This window comes from Leifsonia sp. Root112D2, assembly GCF_001424905.1.
Lineage (GTDB): Bacteria > Actinomycetota > Actinomycetes > Actinomycetales > Microbacteriaceae > Root112D2.
Map to the genome: position 1 here is coordinate 688,669 of NZ_LMCU01000001.1, position 18,968 is coordinate 707,636.

An 18,968-nucleotide genomic window follows, 5' to 3' on the forward strand; every position below is an offset into this window, starting at 1 on the left:
TCAATCGTCTTCCTTGCCCATTAGCCGCTGCATGATCAAGGTCACCACGAGGATTCCCGCGAAGAGAACACAAGCCACCGCGGCCGCATAGCTCAACGAGGAGTCAGCGAACGCCTTGATGAAGATGTACAGAACCATCACGTAGGAGGCGTCACCCGGTCCTCCTCCAGTCATCACGTAGATGCTCTCGAAGACGCGGAACGACGCGATGGTGCAGAGGATCACAACGAGCATGGTGATGGGTCGTAGGCCGGGCAATGTTATATGCACGAACTGCTGCCACGACGACGCGCCGTCGACTCGAGCCGCTTCGTATCTTTCGAGCGGGATTCCTTGCAAACCGGCCAGATAGATCACCATGTAGTAGCCCAGACCCGCCCAGATCCCGACGATCGCGAGCGACGGGATCGTCATGTTCGGGTCGAGAAGCCAGCCGGACGTCGGCAGCCCGAACGTCTGCAGGATCGTGTTCAGGATTCCGTTGTTGGTTTGATACATCTGCCGCCACACCAACCCGCTGACCGACCACGACAGCAGGTAGGGCATGACGTACATAGCTCGCAACACACCCTTGAACCGCCGAACCTTGTTCATGCCGGTCGCGATGAGCAGGCTGAGAACAACCGTTATCGGCACGAGAAGGATCGTGTAGTAGACGGTGTTGCGTACGGATGCCAGAAACGCCTCGTCGTGAATGAGTGCGGCGTAATTGGCACCCCCGATGAAACGATTGGTCCCATCGTCGCTGGTAAAACTGAGCACGATGTTCTCGATCAGCGGGTAGATCGCAAACAACAGAACGACAACAATATTCGGTGCAACGAACAGATAGGGGGCGATGCCGCTCGAACGAAGCGGGCGTCGTCGCCTGACCGGCCTGGTGATCGTCAAGATGCAGCCTTGGCAGCCACTAACACCTTGTTCATATTGTCGGCTGCGGCCTTGGGGGTCTCGCTGAATATCACCGCCGACTGCAATTCGCGAAGCAGCCCGGTCTTTGCCGCCCCGTACATCGGGGTCAGGAACTGTTCTGCAACAATCGGATCAAGATACTTCTTCACCTGAGTACTGAAGACGGCTAGCACATCCGAGATCGACGAATGAGTGGTCTTCAGGTCATCGCGGGGGAGCAGACTGGCGACGGCCGTCGTGTAGATCTGCATCTGGTCAGGTCGTGAGGCGAACAGGATGAAGTTTGCAGCGTGTTCGGCATTCTTGCCTTTAAAAGCGATGAGGTCACCGCCCCCGTTCACAGTGGTGGCCTTGACCTTCCTGGGCAGGAAGGTGGCGCCCCACTTGAAGTTCCTGACCTGCGCCGCAAGCGCGGGCGCCATGTCGGAGCCTGCGGAGAGCCAGATGCCTACTTGCCCGGACTCGAACAAGGTCAATGGATTGACGGTTCCTTCGATCACGCCGGGAGCCGCCAGTTTCTGCTTGTACAGATCGACTGTCCACTCCAATGCTCCGACGCCTGCAGCATTGTTGATGTCAGGATTCCCCTTGGCATCCAAAAGGCTTCCACCGTTCTGGAAGAGAAACGGGATCCAGCCATCGAAGCTGGGTTTCTCGAACATTAAGCCGTTGGTAACTCCGCCTTCGGCTTGAACCTTCTTTGCCGCGGCGACCAGCTGGTCCCATGTCCACGGCTCATCGTTGACGCCGGGAGCCTTGATGCCGGCCTTCTGCAGCGCCGTCTTGTTGTAGATAACGGCACGCACGGAATCGGCCATCGGGACACCCGCGATCGTGCCGTGCGGCCTGTCGATCTTGGTTCGTTTCTCATCGAAATGAGCGAAGAAGTCCTTGGGCAGATAGGGCGTCAGATCTGCGTAGTATCCCTTGGCCGCATAGGTCGGGATGATGGGCAATGGCATCATCGCGAGGTCAGGCGGGTCACCGGCCGCCATGCGAGTTTCGAGCTGCTGATAGAACAGATTCTGCGCGAGCGACTGGATTTTGACAGTACTTCCCGGGTTCGCCTTCTCATAGTTGGCGGCGATCGTGAGCATGGCCTGCTTCTCGGTGTTAGACGAGTACTGGTCCATGATCGTCAGGGTACCGGTGGAGCCCCCCTTGGTGCTCACGGCGGTCGAGGTGGCCCTTATGGTTGGGCCGCTCGAGCACGCCGCGAGAGTGAGCCCGATGACGCCGAGGCCTCCGGCCGTCAAGAATCCGCGGCGGCTCAATGCGGATGAAGAACTGCTGAATGTAATCGGAGCGCGGGGTGATGGCGACTCTGACATAGGAACCCCTTTCATTGATTTTGGACGCAACAGACGATCCGGATGATCGAGGCTGCAATTACACAAACGATCTGAATATTTACTAGGGACTACTTCAACGCATCGGGTCTATTTCACTGCTGAGTATTACTTCTCCTTCGCTTCGCCGGTAGAGCCGCGGACCAGCAGACTCGTTGGAAGTTCTCGATGCATTTGCGCGGCAGAGTCTGGCTGAGTCAGCAGATCCAAGAGAAGATCAACGGAAGCACGGCCGGCTCGCTCGATGGGCAGCGCCACGGTCGTCAGTGTGGGGCTGCCCATCGTGGAGAAGAGCAGGTCATCGTTACCCACAACGCTGATATCCGTGGGCACCGCGATTCCCCGTTCGAAAAGGCGACGCAGGATCCCCATCGCCATCAGGTCGTTGTAGGCCAGCACTGCGGTCGCCTGCGAAGCGAGCACGAGATCGGCCGCAGCTATGCCGCTCTCAAAGCGCGGAACGAAGGGACCGAACTCCAACAACTCGAGGCCCGTCTCTTCCACCGCGATTTTGACACCCCGAAGCCGTTGTCCCTGCGACCAGGAGGCCTCAGGTCCGCCCGCCCAGGCTAAGGTCCGGTGTCCGAGAGAGCGCAGATGCATCGTGGCTTGTCGAGCCCCTTCTTCGTCATCGAACACCACGGACGGGATGCCATCAGCGGCACGGTTCACCATGACCAAGGGAATCTCTTTGGCCAATTCGTGAAGGTCTCTCTCGGACATTCGCGGCGAGCAGAGAATCATCCCATCGACTTGACCGGTCAGTTCGCCTATCAACTCGGCCTCAGCATTACCGTCCTCGTCTGAATCCGAGACGATCGCCGAGTATCCGCCTGCGCGGGCGCGGGACTGTATTCCCTTCACCATGCTGGCAAAGAACGGGTTCCCCAAGTCCGGAACGATGATTCCGATAATGCTGGTGCGCCCGGTGATCAATCCACGCGCAGCACGGTTGAGTCGGTAACCCAGTCGATCGGCGGCCTGCCGAACGGCCTCCGCCGTCTGAGGATTGACTATCTTCGGCGATGACAGGGCACGAGAGACGGTGGCGGGGGACACGCTAGCCGCCTTTGCCACGTCTCTCATCGTTACTGCCATAACACCCCCCCCTCATCGCGGTGCGGTGACGCTACCAGTGAGCGTCTTCACCCGGCTTCAAATCGGAATAGGGTGCCTTGAAAAGAGACGCTACCAGTCATGATGAATCTCTGCAAACGTTTTGCTTATATTTGTTATGGGCCTCGTAGCCGTAAGAAGATTGTCCGTAAAATACCCGTAGTCAGTCGAATTTGGGTAATGAATACGGTTTCATATGTACGGGTTCTCCATCTTGGCATCCTTGACGGATGGTCGTGAACCGTGCTGCTGGGCGTGAATATCCGCGGTCGTATGCGCAGATGCGTGCGTGGTTTGACGAGGACTGGAAGTGTCTGGATTATCCTGGATCCACCGATGCGGGGTGGGTTGGGGGGTCACGGCGCGTTAAACGGAGAATGCCTTTCTCATCAGGGAAAATGGAGTTTGTCTAGAACAACACTCGTCTGAAACGAAAGGCATCTCGCAGATGCAAGTTTCTCACGCCGCCAAGGCTGCTTTCGCGTCATTCGATGACCCCAATCTTGTGACGTCCGCCGGGCTGCTCCCGATCATGCGGCTCGCCGAGAAAGCCGGCCTTCGGACCCTCGCCGACCGATGGCTGAGCGTCCCGACGGACAAGGGCGCCAACACAGGGTTGAAAGTCGAGTTGATCGTTGCCGGAATGGTGGCCGGGGCGGACTCGATCGATCCCCTGGCGGTGCTGCGTCACTGCGGCATGAACCGGGTCTTCACTTCCTGTTATGCCCCGTCGACGTTGGGATCGTTCCTGAGGTCGTTCACTTTCGGTCACGTCCGGCAACTCGACGCTGTTGCGAGCCGTCTGCTGGTGAATCTCGCCGGTGAAGCGCCGATCGTTCCGGCCGCACCGGAGGGCGGGTTGGTGTTCGTGGATGTCGATGACACTTTTCAATCGAGGTCCACGGGCACCAGAAACAGGATGCCGGGTTCGGCTACTCCGGCGTCCGAGGCATCAACGCTCTGATCGCGACCGTCTCGACCGAGACCACGGCCCAGGTGATCATCGCCCAACGGTTGCGGAAAGGAGCATCTGGATCGCCCAGAGGTGCCGCTCGAATCGTTGCGGACGCCCTGAAAACCGTGACCCGCCTCCCTGGCATGCCCGCAGCACCGGTGGCGCTGCGGGCGGACTCCGCCTACTACGGGCACGCGGCTATCAATGCGGCCCTCAACGTCGGCGCTGATGTGTCGGTCACTGCCCGGCAAGACCCCGCCGTGAAACGCGCCATCGGCACAATCCCGGACTCTGCGTGGCAGAAGATCAAGTACACGAACGCTATCTTCGACCCCGCCACCGGCACCTGGGTTTCCGACGCGGAGGTCGCCGAGGTTCCCTTCACCGCGTTCACCTCCCGGGCCAGGAAGGATCACGTTCACGGTCGCCTCGTCGTCAGGCGCATCTCGGAACTCAACAAAACCAAGCTCTCCCAGCCGGCCCTCTTTGACACGCACCGGTTCCAAGCCTTCTTCACCACCACCGCTCTCGACACGCTCACCGCGGATCAGTTACACCGTCGGCATGCGATCATCGAGCAGGTCCACGCGGACTTGAAGGGTTCGGCCCTCGGGCACCTGCCCTCGGGCCGGTTCACCGCGAACGCGGCCTGGCTTGTTCTCGCGGTCATCGCGTTCAACCTCACCCGCACTGCCGCCACCATCACCGGGCCAGCGCTCAAGTCGGCGACGACCGCGACGATCCGCCGGAAACTGATCACTATCCCCGCGCGGGTCGCGTCTTCCGGACGACGCATCACGTTGCACCTGCCCCGCGCCTGGCCCTGGGAGGCCGCCTGGACAACCCTTTTCAGCCACGCCCTCGCGCCCCCACAAGGCTGAGCACCCCGACCGACCAGCCGACAAGGCGCGAGCAGGAACACACCGTGGAACACCCAGGGCAGCGAGGCCCACGGCTCCGCCGCGCCCATCAAGCACCACCAGCTCAAACAGGGATCGACGGCCCCTCACCCGAAAACATCGGTGGATTCAGGCTTAGCCTGGATCCACCGGTCGGCTTGAGTGGGAGTGGTGGCCCGCGTTTGATCTGAGCTTTCTGTTGGCGGGCATGATGGTGCTTCCGGCCTTGCTGCCGGTGATGTTCCTGGTCCGGTCGTGCCGTGTGGCTGGGTGGTCAGATGGTCGCTGTTCGGGGCGGCCCGCAGGCGGCCGCGAATAGTGTGTTCCATCCGGTTTCCCAGGGCCAACGCTCGGGCAGGTGCAGCACGATTCTTCTGGCCGAGGTCGAGAGGCGTGCCGGGATGTTGATGAGTTTGCGGCGGATGGTGCTGCTGCGCGCTTTGCCCAGCTCGGTGCCGGCGAGAGTGCCGATGGCGCGGGAGAGGTTGAACGCGATCGTCGCCAGCACGAGCCAGGCCGCGTTCGCGGTGAAGATCCCGGAGGGCAGGTGTGCCAACGCGGAGTTTTTCAAATCGGCGTTGACCTGTTCGATGACGGCATGCCCGCGGTGCGTTTTGTCCGCCGTGACCGTGTCCAATTCGCTGGTGGTGAAGAAGGCGTGGAAGCGGTGGGTGTCGAACAGGGTGGGTTGCCCGTCGCCGTCGAACGGGTTCAGTTCCGGGATCCGCCTGACGATCAGGCGTCCCGTGATGCGTTCGCTGGTCTTGCGTGAGCTGAACGCCGTGAACGGTATCTCGGCGACCTCGGCGCAGGAGATCCAGGTTCCGGTCGCCTCGTCCCGGATCGCGTCCGTGTAGTCGATCGTCGTCCAGGCATCGTCGGGGATGGTGGTGATGGCCCGTTTCACGGCCGGGTCCATCCGGGCGGTGATCGATACTTTCGCGCCAGCATGGTGCGCCGCGGAAACGACCGCGTGGCCATAGAACGCACTGTCAGCGCGCAAGAGTACGAGCCCCGACGCGGACGCGGAGCGCACCCGGCGGATGGTGGCGAGGATGTCGCCGACGAACTTCCCTGCCCCGCGCGGGGATCCGGTCGCGCCTTTGCGGAGCCGGGAGCCGATGATCACCGGCGCGGACGTTGTCGTGGAGAGGATGCCGAGCAACGCGTTCAACCCGCGCACTCCGGAATAGCCGTATCCGGATCCCTGCTTCTGGTAACCGTGGACTTCCTTGATCGTGTCGTCGATATCCACCAGGGCATACTCGTCGATCCCGGCTGCGATCGGAGCTGCCGCGGCGACGTTGACCAACCATCGGCAGGCGACCGCGTCGAGCTGGCGGACATGGCCGAAGGTGAACGCCCGCAGGAACGAGCCGAGCGTCGATGGCGCATACGTCCCGACGAACACCTTCTTCATCCCGCCGTGGCGCAGGATGGCCATGTCGTCGATGGAATCGGCTCCGGCCAGCATCCCCGCGACCAGAGCGGTGACCTTCAGCCCGGCGTTCGCGCCGAAGTAGCCGGGCAAGCCCAGGTGCTTGTTCGCCAGATCGCCGAGCCCGGTGTTCGCCGCCAACGCCATCGCCGGGACGAGCCCGGCGGCCGACACGAGATTCGTTTCCTCGAAGGTCGCTGACGGGGACGCGGATCTATGGAAAAGTTGCATCTACGAGATGTCCTCTTGGGATGGTCAATAGTTGTTGTGGTAACCACTATTTTTCCTGATCAACAGGACATTCTCTGTTTAACGCGCCGCTCCCGACCCAAGCCGACCGGTGGATCGAGGCTGAGCCTTATCCCTCTGAGTTCCGTGACGACGTGGTGCGTGTCGCGCGCAGCCGTGAGCCTGGAGTCACGATCGAGCAGATCGCGAAAGACTTCGGCGTTCATACGATGACGTTGCAGAAGTGGTTGCAGCGCGCGGCGGTGGACGACGGGACCAAGCCTGGCCAGTCCCGGGCCGAGTCCGGGGAGAACCGTGAGCTGCGCAAGCGAGTCCGGCTTCTCGAGCAAGAGAACGAGGTCCTGCGGCGGGCGGCGGCGTATCTGTCGCAGGCGAACTTGCCGGGAAAAGGTTCTACCCGCTCGTGACAGAGCTCGCCGCATCGGGGATCCCCGTGACGGCGATGTGTCGGGTTCTCAAGCTCTCTCGCCAGCCCTACTACCGGTGGCTCGCAAACCCCATCACCACCAGCGAGATCGTGGAGGCATATCGCGCGAACGCGCTATTTGACGCTCACAAGGACGACCCGGAGTTCGGGCACCGACTCCTCGCGGACGAGGCCCGCGACGCGGGAGAGGCGATGGCGGACCGCACCGCGTGGCGGATCACGTCGGGGAACCAGTGGTGGTCCGTGTTCGGGAAGAAGCGGGGTAAGAGCGGCAAGAAGCCGGGAGCTGCGGTTCACGATGATCTCTGCACCGTGACCGACGAGAACGGCCGGGTGAGGCATGAGTTCACGGCCTCCGGGCCGAACGAGTTGTGGCTGACGGACATCACCGAACACAAGACCGCGGAGGGCAAGCTCTATCTCTGCGCGATCAAGGATGTGTTCGGGAACAAGATCGTCGGGTACTCGATCGACTCGCGGATGAAGTCAAGTTTGGCCGTCCGAGCGCTCAAGAACGCTGTTCAGATGCGTGGTGAGGTTGCCGGCTGCGTGATTCACAGCGATCGTGGGTCGCAATTTCGAAGGCGGAAGTTCCTGCGCGCTCTGGCCTGCCACCGCCTGGTCGGATCCATGGGTCGAGTTGCCTCGTGCGGAGACAACGCGGCCATGGAATCGTTCTTCGCCCTGTTGCAGAAGAACGTCCTCGACCGCCGCTCCTGGACCCCCCGCGAGCAGCTGCGCATCGCGATCGTGACCTGGATCGAAAGGACCTATCACCGTCGCCGCCGGCAGGCCGCTCTGGGCCGTTTGACGCCAGTCGAATTCGAGGTCATCATGAACACGACCGTCGCACTGGCGGCGTGACTACAACCTGTCACCTAACCGTGCAGCAGACCCGTTTGACCGAAGTTGTCGGTCGTCAGGATGGTCAGCGGTTGCTCGCCTGTCCACTCGATCCCGATACGCACGTCGTATTCGTCGTTGTCGGTCGTTTCTGCGGTCGCGCGGACGAGTCCCATGAAGTCGGCGATGGCACATTCGATCCCCGACGATTGAACCTGCGATCCGTCAAAGTAGTTATCGCTGCTCATGCGATGTCCTCCCACCGCGGCTGCGAGAGTGACGGAACCATCGTGGTGAATGCTCAGTCCCGCTTCCTTCCACGTTGATCGCTCGCCGGTCGCGGTATTGATCGCGACCCATCGCCGCAGGCCCGGTCGAGGGTTGTGCCTTTCCACGCTCTCCAGCAGATGAACGCCGCCTCGACCCGCGTAGGTAAGGCCAGTCCTTCGGTCTTGGACAGCACATCACGGGCCTCGTCACGGGTCAGTCGATTCCGGAACCGGGGAAGACGAGGATGGGCAACGGCGATCAGCCAAGCGTGCTTGTCCGAGTCGCGGCCGCCTGCGGCTTCGGCGGACAGGTTGTCCAGGGCTTCGGCGGCGTGGCGTCGCTCATCGAATCGTGCCCGATACATCGCCTCGATCTGGCGCTCCTTCATCCACACGGTGTCCGAGCCGTTGCGCACAGGCGCGCCGAAGAAGTCATTCCTGTAGATCAAATGCGGGCCGTCGACGCTCGCCGGAATCTCGACCACTATGGCACGCTTGCCCTGGCCTCCGAGCCGATGCACGTTCAGTCCGAACACCGGCGGGGAGATGGCGGTGATCGCGGCGCTACGTAGCGACCGCTCGCACGCCTCATCGAACTCGCCGACATCGACCCGCTCCGACGCGGCCTTCTGCGTCTCTCGGACGCCGAAAACGATGACCCCTCCTCCGCTGTTCGCCATCGCGGCAACATCCTTCGGAAAGTCCGTTAGCGGCAGCCCTTTCGCAGGCGGCAGCTCAGACTTCCAATCCAAGTCGTTCGCCTCCAAAACGCCGTCGCTCACCGCCGTGTCAAGCAGTTCATCGGTCAATGGCCCCGGCACGATCCCGATGGCGCGATGCAGTGCAGTGAATGTCATGCTCCAAGCGTAGGGATGCGCAACAACAACGGGCTTGCGTCAGCTGACACAGCTACGGGAACGTTCCGGCCGCCGCGGGAAGCAGCTATCGGGGCCGAGAGGGGCATTCAGCAAGTTCAATTAAGCACGCTGCCAACAATGGGTACCGGCCGCGCCGCCAACGAGCTGAAGGTCCGGGCGCAGCCAATGAGCCTCACCGACGACGTGCTCGACCCCGCGCATCACCCCATCTACCGGCCGGCGGACCCACTGCCGATGCGGCGTGGGAGCGGTTTCCGGAGGCGGTGATCACGCAGGATGGTGAGGCGATCACCCAGGCCGACCGGGCCATGCCTGCGCAGTTGACGTCGGTGGGCGGCGACCCGGGACGGGTTTGTCGACCTGCCACCGACAAAATGCGAGGCGAGCCGAATTCTGATTTTATCCCACGCGAGCAAAGACGGGCAGATAAGAGGGCCTCTCGAGCGAAGAAGAGGTCGAAGACGAATTCCTAAGCACAACGCCTAAGAGCGATGCACGCAGGCACTCTTCGAGTGTGCGCGCCTCCAGCGCGCCAAAAGTAGCGCGCGACGGGAACGTGTGTATGTGCGAGGTGGTGTGGCTCGATGGAAACGAGGGAAGGCTTCCCAAGGGGTGAAGCAGGCGATCGCGTACGCCTTCGGCGGGGTTTGCGATTCGACGCTAACCGCGAAGACTGCGAACGGTGTACTCGCGGCCGCGGGGTATGCGGATGCGATGATGACCCGCTACATCGTCGAGAACGGCGCCATCCGCGACGATCTCCTCTCCCGCACCCAGTTGCAGGACTGGGTCGACGGACTCGACCCGCTGACCGGTGAACGCCGCGGCTACGACCTCGAGTCTCCTGTCGCGGATCTCGTCTTGGATGCGACGATCAACGCGCCAAAGTCGTTCTCGATCGCGGCCATGCTCGATGGCGAGTTGAACGTGGCGTATGAGGATCTGCAGGACCGGTTGCGGGATCGGATCATCAAGCTGTGGCAGACGGAGCTGAACGCTCGGCGCGGGAAAGGCGGAAGCATTCGGGAAGACCTTGCCCGGGTCGAGGTGGTGGAGTTGAAGCATGAGCGGTCCCGGTCGTTGGATCCGCACAAGCATCGTCACCTGTGGTTGAACGTCAAAGTGAAAGGCGTTGACGGCAAGTGGTCGAACGTGGACACCCGGGTTGCTTTGCGGTTTCAGAACGTGATCAACGCCGAAGGCGACCTCGCCTCCCGCACCGACCCGGCGTGGATCACCGCCCTCGCGGCCAAGGGGTTCACCCTCAACAGCCAGGGTGAGATCGAGCAGCTCGAGAAGTTGGTGCGACCGCTGTCGAAGCGGTCCGCGCAGATTGAGGCGAACAAGGCTGTCCGAACCCAATGGTGGAAGAGCCAGTACTCTGGTCAGGAGCCGTCGCGGGATGTGCTGAACCAGATTGACCGGTGGGCATGGGCACAAGGCCGACCGAACAAGCCCGGAGAACTGGACGAGGACGTTTGGCAGAACACGATCGTGACCGAGATTGCGGCCGTTGACTCAACCGTGGCCAACCAGAACCGGGCCCCTGTCCGGCCAACGCCGGTGGCGCTGTCGGCGGTTGACCGAGAGTTAGTGGCCGCGAAAGCGGTCGTGGACGCCGATCGCCGGTCAACCGGCACCGGTGGCAGATTCTCGGTGTTCGATGTCCGCGCCGGCGTCCTCCGCGCCCTCGCCGCATCCGGAGTCATGGCCGAACGCGAAGACCTGGCCGACTTGGTGGACACGCTTACGGATGCGGCAATCTCGACTCACACGGTCAATCTGCTGGATGAGACTGACAGCCCACAGCATGTGAAACGGTTGATGGCCACCAGCACTGCGATCGCAAAAGTATCGCTTGCCCGCCAACTCGAGGCTATGCCGGACACCGGTGCTGGTTTGGCCGAGGCGAAGATCGAACGACTCGCCAAGATCATCGAACCGGATCGGATGCTGGACAGCGGTCAAAGGTTGGGTGCGGCAGCGATCGCCGGAACCCAACCTTTGGTGACGATCTCAGGTGCGGCCGGTGCCGGGAAGACGACCATGCTGAAGGTCGCGTCCGCTGCTCTGCGTGGTGGGGGACGACAAATGATCATCGTCGCCCCGACGAAGAAGGCGTCATCGGTCGCTGGACGGGAGACAGATAGCAAAGCATCATCGCTTCACCAGCTACTACACGAATACGGATGGCGGTGGAATGCCAATACCGCTGGGCAACCCGTCTGGACAAGGCTGAATATCGGCGAAACCGATCCGATTTCAGGGATCACGTATTCAGGTCCGCGCCATACACGGCTCCGCTCAGGCGACCGGATCGTGGTCGACGAGGCTGGCATGCTCGAGCTCGAGGCCGCCAACGCATTGGTCACCCTCGCGCGACAAACCGGGACCGGTATCGCGGTGGTCGGCGACGAGTACCAAGCCATGCCCGTCGGGCATTCCGGCGCGATGGCGGCGATGAAACGCCGCTCAGGAACATACGTCGAACTAACGAATATCCACCGCTTCAAAGATGCCGACTGGGCAAAGCTAACGCTCGAACTCCGCAACGCTAATGGCGCAGAGGCAGCGTGGATGGTGGCAAACAAGCTGATATCGACGACTCATGTCGAATTGAGCTCGGATAGCGAATCCGCCGAAAAGCTTATGGTCGACCACTGGTTCGAGACGACTGGTAAGAGCGAAACGATCGCTCTGGTGACAGCTACCAATGAACAAGCCCAGACTGTGAGCGAAGCGATACAACGGCGGCGAATCGAATCCGGTGCGATCAAGGCGGACCGTATAGCGGTTGGAAGAGATAGCCAGCCGTTACACGAAGGCGATGTCGTCCAGACCCGACGTAATCAATCGTCGTCCGGAGTCCAAAACCGACAGCTCTGGACCGTCAAGCGCATAGACGACGCGGGTCTTGTGCTGGCGTCGACAACCGACACGGGGGATTTGCACCGCGTCGACCGTCGATACGCCGCTGAGAACGTCCAGCTTGGGTATGCGACTACCGTATACGGGATTCAGGGCGAAACCACGGACCGCTCGATTGTCGGACCTGGCGTGGATGCGGCCGGACTGTACGTCGGGTTGACACGAGGACGCGCGGACAATCGTGTTGTCGTGGTGAGTCCGAGCGTGAACGCGGCACGAAATGATCTCGTCGACATGATGTGCCGTGGCACGGTCGAGGATTCAATTGACGCGTCGAGAATTGCAGCGCGATTCGACTTGGCGCGAAGCGCACGCCAAACTGCCGCGATCCACCATCCCGAACGGCGGCAGAATTCGAACACGCTTCAGTAGTACCTCTAGTGAATCGGCTCCCGATCTCGTACGAACCGGCGGCCGACGGGCGTGCGTCCAGAGATCGAGCGATTCCGCGCCTCATATTGAATCACCGCGACGCCCTTTTCCTCGGCAAGGCGTTGTGCTTCGCCCGCGCACCCGCCTGAAATGAAAATAAGCGGCCGTCGACCATCAGAAGCCGTGAGCGCTATCGCCCTCAGAACGAGATTCGTCTCCAGATTTCCACGTCGGTTGTCTACCCAGCTCAAATATCGCGCGCTGTACAAGTCACAGGCGTGTACCTCTTGGGTGGCGCTCACGACAGTGTCCGGTTCACCGAGATAAACCATCCACTCGCGGCACAGCTCGACTGCTTCGATGTCCGAGACACCGTATGGCCTGGCAGCAGGAGGCTCCCTATACATCCTTCAATTGTGCGCTTAGACCGGGTCGACAGGTGTGGATGGCCGCCCCCTGCAAGTACCAAAACGTTGGAGTTCTTCGAACGCGCGTGATAAATTCGGGGAATGGCCTTCCTCCGCTGCCGTCGGAATGGAAGCCTTCTCCGAATGAACGGATGAGAATGATCGAGGAACCACCGCAGTCCAGCGAACAGGTCTGGCGACGCGCAGCCGAACTATTTCGGAACCGGCTTCCGGCGGGATGGGTCCTCGAGACGCTCGACGAAGCTAGCGATCTGCCCGCGCAGCGGCCCGACTTCACGGCCCTGCTCACAGCACCCGACGGGAGCACCGTCTATCTTTCGATCGAGACGAAACGAACCATCGAGAGGCGTGATCTCGGGCGCATAGGAGACGTGATCCAGCAACAGGCTGCCTCTATGAAAACCAACACGGCTGGCGTCCTTGTAGCGCGCTACCTCTCTCCCCCAGTGCGCGCAGAACTCACACAGCTTGGCCTCTCCTACATCGATGCGACCGGCAACATGCGGATCTCGCTGGATGCCCCAGCCCTCTACATAGGTGACCGTGGCGCCGACAACGACCCGTGGAGAGGAGCCGGCAGGCCGCGGGGAAGCCTCAAAGGAGCGCCCGCCGCGCGCGTGGTTCGAACTCTCCTCGACAATGCCCGCCCGTGGCGCATAACCGAGCTTGTGAGCGCAGCGGGCGCCTCTGTCGGTGCCACTTATCGGGTTGTCAATTACCTCGAGGCTGAGGATCTCATTTCGCGCAGTGACGTGGCCGGAGACGTCATAGTCAAGGACTGGCAAAAGCTCCTTCGAGAATGGAGCACCGACTACAACACCCTCCAAGAAAACCAGGTTCGCCAATATATCGAGCCTCGAGGGCTCGAGAGCTTTCTTGCGCGGCTATCGACTTCTGCAGATATTCGTTACGCGGTGACGGGATCCGTCGCTGCTGCGAACTGGGCACCCTACGCACCGTCGCGATCCGCATTCGTCTACGTAAACAACGCCGAAATGGCGGAAGAGGAGTGGGGATTGCGTCGCACCGAGGCGGCCGCAAACATCGTTCTCATTGAACCGAAGTCGTCGAAGGACATTGTGTTCGCGAACACCGTCCGGAACGAAAACGGAGTCGCATTGGCCGCTCCCGCGCAAGTAGCCGTGGATCTCATGAATGGACCCGGCCGAAATCCGGCAGAGGCGGAAGAGCTCTTGACATGGATGGCGGACAACGAGAAAGGGTGGCGCAAATGATCGACGACCAGGTTGTGCGCGCGCGTCGGGCGCTACTTGATGCGCTCGAGGCGCTAGGTGTACTGGGTCATGAGGTTGGTGACACTCGTTTGATGGGTGTCGTTCCGATGCCTGTGTGGATGCGTTCAGTGTTGTAGTAGTTGAGCCAGGGGTCAAGGGCTGCTGCTCGTTCCTGGTTGCTGGTGAAGGGTTGTCGGTAGGCCCATTCGGTGGCGAGTGTGCGGTTGAGGCGTTCGATCTTGCCGTTGGTCCAAGGGCAGTGGGGCTTGATGAAGCGCTGCTGTGCGCCGAGTTGGGCGACCGCTGCCTTGAAAGCTGCAGATTTCCGGTAGGCGAAGGCGTTATCGGAGATGACTCTCTCGATCTTCGGTATCCCGACGGAGGCGAAGAACTCTGCGGCCCGCAGGAGCACTCCGGCTGCTGTGGTTCCTTTTTCGTCGGGATGGATCTCGGCATAAGCCAGGCGCGTGTGGTCGTCGATGACGCCATGGACGTAGTCGAAGCCGACGCGACCATGGCCGGTTTCGTGATTGCGGCGGTTTTGCTCAGGGTCACCTCGCCAGCCTCCTCCGTCAGGGATGCGGCCGAGTTTCTTCACGTCGACATGGACCAGTTCTCCCGGTCGCTCTCGTTCGTAACGGGCAGCAGTGGCGCGTGAGGAACGGATGAGCTGCCCGGTGACCGGATCGCACCAGGCCAGAGGGGGAACGTGATACCGGGCCAGGATCCGTGACACCGTCCTGGTCGGCACCCCGGTGGCAAGCGCGATCCGGAACGAGCCGGCCCTCAACTGCTTGCGAGCAGCGAGCACTTGCTCTTCGTGTTCCAGGCTTGTGCGTCGAGGGCACGAATGAGGTCGGGAGGATCTTTCTCTCAACCCGTCGATGCCGGAATGCCGATATCGGTGCAGCCAGCGATGAGCGCACTGTCTCGAGATCCCGAGCTCTTTAGCGACGTGAGAGACAGGCCTGTTATCCACAACAACACGGTGGATGAGGATAACTTTCCCGCGAATAGTCAATGGCGCATTAGCGTGACCCATGAGAACCTCCGGTGACTTGAGAAGATGTCAGATATCTCCACTAAGCCCGGAGGTTCTCGCTATTCGCAAGCCCTAAAGTGTCACCAACGTCATGGCCAAGTACAGCTAGGCCCGCATCGGAACGCAATCATTCTGGTTGGCGCCCAGGCTATCTACCTCCACACGGGCATGGCAGAGGTCGCGCTCGCGGAATTCACCACTGACGCCGATCTCGTGATCGACTCCCGCGAACTCAGCGACGCCCCACTCGTCGAGGCAGCTATGAAGGCGGGCAGATTCCTTCATCCGGTGGACCGCAACCCTGGGGTATGGGTATCACGGGACGGGGTACAAGTGGATCTCATGGTGCCGGCGGCCATTGCTGGCACCGGGAGGCGTGGCGTAGATGCGCCGCCTCACGACCGGACCTCGATGCGGAAAAGTATCGGCCTGGAGGCTGCCTTGGTTGACAACTCAGAAATGGAGATTGGCGCGTTTGACCCGAACGACGCTCGACGCTTCGGAGTCCTGGTAGCGGGCCCGGCTGCCCTCTTGGTGGCAAAACTTCACAAGCTCCACGAGCGAATCGACGAGGCTCGCGCAGTCGAGAACAAAGACGCGCACGACATCTACCGAATATTGGTAGCGATCAACACGGAAGAGCTCGCCTCCGAAATCCAGCGTCTCCTTGGTGACGATCTCAGTGCGAGTGTCACCGCAGACGCATGTCGGTTCCTGACCGAACTGTTCAGTGCTGGCCCAGACGCAGCGGGCTCAACAATGGCAGGCGCAGCGGAGTTCGGGATCGGCAGCCCTGAGCTCGTGGCGCAGTCGGTGAGCTTGCTCGCCGCGGATCTTGACGCGCAGCTCGCGGCCGGATGATTGGCGAGGCCGCATCATGCACACCAGCGCGTGCACCTCGCGGCCATGCATGTTCTTTGATGAAATGGAGCGTGTGGCGCTATCTCGACTAACGCCATCCTGACAGAATTTTGTGGGAGCAAAATATGGGCTCAATCACTGCATACAACTCGGCTTCTGGAAAGCGTTATCGAGTCCGCTATCGAAAGCCCGATCACAGTCAGACGCAGAAACGCGGATTTCGGACGAAGAGAGATGCTGAGCTCTACCTCGCTGACGTCGAGCTGAAAAAGGCGACGGGCGACTTCGTGGATGCCTCGACATCCAAGGAGACAATCTCATCCTTGGGCCAACAGTGGCTGTCGACGCAGACGCAGTTGAAACCATCCTCCCTTCGCCCAGTCGAAATCGCGTGGCGCCTTTACGTTCAGCCTGCATGGGGAGGCTATCCAGTCGGCCAAATTCGACACAGCGACGTGCAGTCTTGGATCTCTGAGCTTTCGAAGGATCGCTCAGCGACTACCGTCCTGAGAATTTATGGCGCCCTCGCGGCAATTCTCGATGTCGCCGTCCGCGATCGCCGCATCCGAGCGAACCCAGCCCGTGAAATCAACCTCCCGCGAAAGCTCAGGAAAGAACACGTCTATCTCTCCCATAGCGATATCGAGACCCTCGCTAACAACTCCGGAGAACATGCCACCCTCATCTTCGTGCTTGCGTACACCGGCCTCAGATGGGGCGAGGCCACCGGGCTCCGTGTGCGCGATATCGACCTCGAGCGACGCCGCATCAACGTCAGCGTCAATGCCGTAGAGGTCGGCACTGAGATCGTTGTGGGAACTCCGAAGTCATACAAACGACGAGCGGTTGCGTTCCCTCGGTTCATCGCCACGATGCTGGCAAATCAATGCGCCGACAAGACCCCGGACAGCCTCGTCTTCCCGGCGGCGGACGGCGACTATCTTCGACGAGCAACACGAGGCACCCGAACCTGGTTCAAGTCCGCTCTCAACGCCTCGCACCTCTCGCCAATGACAATTCACGATCTACGGCACACTGCGGCGAGCCTGGCAATCAGTGCCGGAGCGAACGTCAAGGCAGTCCAACGGATGCTTGGCCACGCGTCCGCGGCCATGACACTCGATGTATACACCGACCTCTTCGACGATGACATTGACACCGTCGCCGACGCCCTGGATGACGCCAAAGCCGAATCAATTGTGGCCAAAATGTGGCCAAATGAATGATTTGACGAAACCCTGCGGGCCCCGATCCCAGTAAAACAAAGGGAACTGAGACAATAATTACTGCGGAGGGCGTGGGATTCGAACCCACGAGACATCTCTGCCCACCAGTTTTCAAGACTGGCTCCATCGGCCGCTCGGACAGCCCTCCCGGCGCAGCGCACGCATCCGGAGCCGAACAGGCTGGATGCGCGCGAGTTGCGCGCCGCACGATTCTAGCCGACCCGGATCACAATCCGAGGAGCGCGGCTATTCGATGGTTGGCGAGGCGATGGTGATGACCGCACGGTCGAAGTCCATCAAGCCGGAGACGACGGGCGCGATGGTCTCAACCCACTCGGGGTTCTGGTAGATCGCCTCGTACTTGCGCTCCCGATCCGACTCGTCCTGGAATGAGCGAATCCAGATGTAGGCGTTCTCGTCGGTCTGGTCCAGGAGGGAAGCTGTGACCTCGACGCCGCGAGCTTGGACGAAGGGGATCACAACTCGGTCCATGTACTTGGCGAGTTCGGCACGCTTGCCCGGGTGCGCGATGTACCGGCGAATCTCGACGACTGCGCCGTTCACTTGGCGACCTCGATGACGATCTTGCCCTGGGTGCGTCCGGTCGCACCGGCGTCCTGCGCGGCCCCGGCCTGCTCGAGGGGGAACGTCTTGTCGACGACGACACGAAGCTTGCCGGCGTCGATCAGCTCAGCGATCGACACGAGCGCGGCGTGGTCCGGCTCGACGAGGAACCCAGTCGCACGGACACCGCGCGCCGTTGCTGCGGCAGCGACCTCCGGGCCGACGCCGGCGGGAATGCCGACAAAGATGCCGCCCGGCTTCACGACCTCGATGGAGCGCAGGTTCGTCTGGTCCGCGGCGCCCACCAGGTCGATGACGACATCGACATCCTCAACTTGCTCCTCGAAGCGTGTGGAGCGATAGTCGACGAACTCGTGCACCCCGAGCGAACGGAGGAACTCCTCGCGAACGGCGCTCCCGGTACCGATCACATACGCGCCGCGGGCGGCGGCAATCTGGACTGCGAGGTGACCCACGCCACCGGCGGCGGCGTGGATGAGCACACGCTGCCCGGGCTGCACGTCCGCCGTGTCGACGAGCGCCTGCCACGCGGTGAGCGCGGCAAGGGGCAGCGCCGCCGCCGCGATGTGCCCGATCGACCGGGGCTTGCGGGCGAAGTGGCGCGACGGTGCCGTCACGTAGTCGGCGTAGGCACCGGCGGCGCGGGGAAACCACGGCATCCCATAGACCTCGTCTCCAGGCGCCACGGTGGTGACGCCGAAGCCGACCGCGTCGACCACGCCCGAGACATCCCAGCCCATGCCGATCGGCGGCCCCCCGAGGACGCCCGCCATACCGCCACCCTCGCGGGTCTTCCAATCCACCGGATTGACCCCGGCGGCGTGCACGCGCACACGAATCTCGGTTGGCAGGGGCTCGGGCACCGGCTCCTCTGTGAGCTGCAGCACCGAGGAGTCGCCGTACGCGTTCAGTCGGATTGCTCGCATGAAGTTCTGGGTCATCGTGTTCTCCTTCCG

The 18,968-nt window shown here is 61.6% G+C and carries 14 protein-coding genes, 1 tRNA gene and 1 pseudogene; 6 read left to right on the forward strand and 10 right to left on the reverse strand.

Annotation, left to right across the window (positions count from 1 at the left end; translation table 11 throughout):
• The 3 genes from ASC63_RS03185 to ASC63_RS03195 form a co-directional block, all read right to left on the reverse strand.
• Nucleotides 1-891, reverse strand: coding sequence for a carbohydrate ABC transporter permease (locus ASC63_RS03185; RefSeq protein ID WP_055809806.1), 891 nt, complete (start codon nucleotides 889-891; stop codon nucleotides 1-3).
• Nucleotides 888-2,045: an ABC transporter substrate-binding protein gene (locus ASC63_RS03190; protein WP_162242871.1), complete on the reverse strand. Its 1,158-nt coding sequence runs from the start codon at nucleotides 2,043-2,045 to the stop codon at nucleotides 888-890. Before ASC63_RS03190 ends, ASC63_RS03185 begins: the two co-directional genes overlap by 4 nt.
• 324 nt (nucleotides 2,046-2,369) lie before the next feature.
• Entirely contained in the window at nucleotides 2,370-3,359 is a 990-nt protein-coding gene (locus tag ASC63_RS03195) for a LacI family DNA-binding transcriptional regulator (RefSeq protein ID WP_055809811.1), read from the reverse strand.
• A gap of 466 nt (nucleotides 3,360-3,825) precedes the next feature.
• On the opposite strand from ASC63_RS03195, the pseudogene ASC63_RS03200 reads away from it, so the two are divergent.
• Nucleotides 3,826-5,213 (forward strand): annotated as a pseudogene (locus tag ASC63_RS03200) (IS1380 family transposase).
• Between the two features lie 292 nt (nucleotides 5,214-5,505).
• On the opposite strand, the gene ASC63_RS03205 reads toward ASC63_RS03200, so the two are convergent.
• Nucleotides 5,506-6,900 (reverse strand): IS1380 family transposase, encoded by a 1,395-nt coding sequence (locus ASC63_RS03205; RefSeq protein WP_055809815.1) that lies wholly within the window; start codon nucleotides 6,898-6,900, stop codon nucleotides 5,506-5,508.
• Nucleotides 6,901-7,013: 113 nt separating this feature from the next.
• On the opposite strand from ASC63_RS03205, the gene ASC63_RS03215 reads away from it, so the two are divergent.
• A protein-coding gene (locus tag ASC63_RS03215) for an IS3 family transposase (RefSeq protein ID WP_442915063.1) occupies nucleotides 7,014-8,209 on the forward strand; the annotation gives its coding sequence in 2 pieces (ribosomal slippage) (nucleotides 7,014-7,301 and nucleotides 7,304-8,209; 1,194 coding nt in all).
• A gap of 14 nt (nucleotides 8,210-8,223) precedes the next feature.
• On the opposite strand, the gene ASC63_RS16455 is transcribed toward ASC63_RS03215, so the two are convergent.
• Together ASC63_RS16455 and ASC63_RS03220 are read right to left on the reverse strand one after the other, a co-directional pair.
• Complete coding sequence (locus tag ASC63_RS16455) at nucleotides 8,224-8,436, reverse strand: hypothetical protein (protein ID WP_200936755.1); 213 nt, start codon at nucleotides 8,434-8,436, stop codon at nucleotides 8,224-8,226.
• Between the two features lie 53 nt (nucleotides 8,437-8,489).
• Complete coding sequence (locus ASC63_RS03220; RefSeq protein ID WP_200936757.1) at nucleotides 8,490-9,314, reverse strand: AlbA family DNA-binding domain-containing protein; 825 nt, start codon at nucleotides 9,312-9,314, stop codon at nucleotides 8,490-8,492.
• A 633-nt stretch (nucleotides 9,315-9,947) separates the two neighbouring features.
• On the opposite strand from ASC63_RS03220, the gene ASC63_RS03230 reads away from it, so the two are divergent.
• Nucleotides 9,948-12,635, forward strand: coding sequence for an AAA family ATPase (locus ASC63_RS03230; protein WP_235491762.1), 2,688 nt, complete (start codon nucleotides 9,948-9,950; stop codon nucleotides 12,633-12,635).
• Between the two features lie 565 nt (nucleotides 12,636-13,200).
• Nucleotides 13,201-14,298: a hypothetical protein gene (locus ASC63_RS03235; protein ID WP_200936759.1), complete on the forward strand. Its 1,098-nt coding sequence runs from the start codon at nucleotides 13,201-13,203 to the stop codon at nucleotides 14,296-14,298.
• Nucleotides 14,299-14,365: 67 nt separating this feature from the next.
• Here ASC63_RS03235 and ASC63_RS16025 read toward each other — a convergent pair whose 3' ends face one another.
• Entirely contained in the window at nucleotides 14,366-15,340 is a 975-nt protein-coding gene (locus ASC63_RS16025; RefSeq protein ID WP_082487133.1) for an IS481 family transposase, read from the reverse strand.
• A 24-nt stretch (nucleotides 15,341-15,364) separates the two neighbouring features.
• On the opposite strand from ASC63_RS16025, the gene ASC63_RS03245 reads away from it, so the two are divergent.
• Nucleotides 15,365-16,201 carry a GSU2403 family nucleotidyltransferase fold protein gene (locus ASC63_RS03245; protein WP_055809827.1) on the forward strand — a complete coding sequence of 279 codons (837 nt, stop codon included), beginning with the start codon at nucleotides 15,365-15,367 and terminating at the stop codon, nucleotides 16,199-16,201.
• Between the two features lie 125 nt (nucleotides 16,202-16,326).
• Entirely contained in the window at nucleotides 16,327-17,427 is a 1,101-nt protein-coding gene (locus tag ASC63_RS03250; RefSeq protein ID WP_055809831.1) for a site-specific integrase, read from the forward strand.
• A gap of 63 nt (nucleotides 17,428-17,490) precedes the next feature.
• Here the strand turns inward: ASC63_RS03250 and ASC63_RS03255 are convergent.
• From ASC63_RS03255 to ASC63_RS03265, 3 genes are all read right to left on the reverse strand, one after another.
• A tRNA-Ser gene (locus ASC63_RS03255) sits at nucleotides 17,491-17,575 on the reverse strand.
• 98 nt (nucleotides 17,576-17,673) lie between these two features.
• Nucleotides 17,674-17,991, reverse strand: a complete 318-nt coding sequence (locus ASC63_RS03260) for an NIPSNAP family protein (protein ID WP_055809834.1) — start codon at nucleotides 17,989-17,991, stop codon at nucleotides 17,674-17,676.
• On the reverse strand, nucleotides 17,988-18,953 hold the full coding sequence (locus ASC63_RS03265) for an NADP-dependent oxidoreductase (protein ID WP_055809837.1): 966 nt from the start codon (nucleotides 18,951-18,953) through the stop codon (nucleotides 17,988-17,990). The genes ASC63_RS03260 and ASC63_RS03265 overlap by 4 nt, the downstream gene beginning before the upstream one ends.
• Nucleotides 18,954-18,968: the final 15 nt, after the last annotated feature.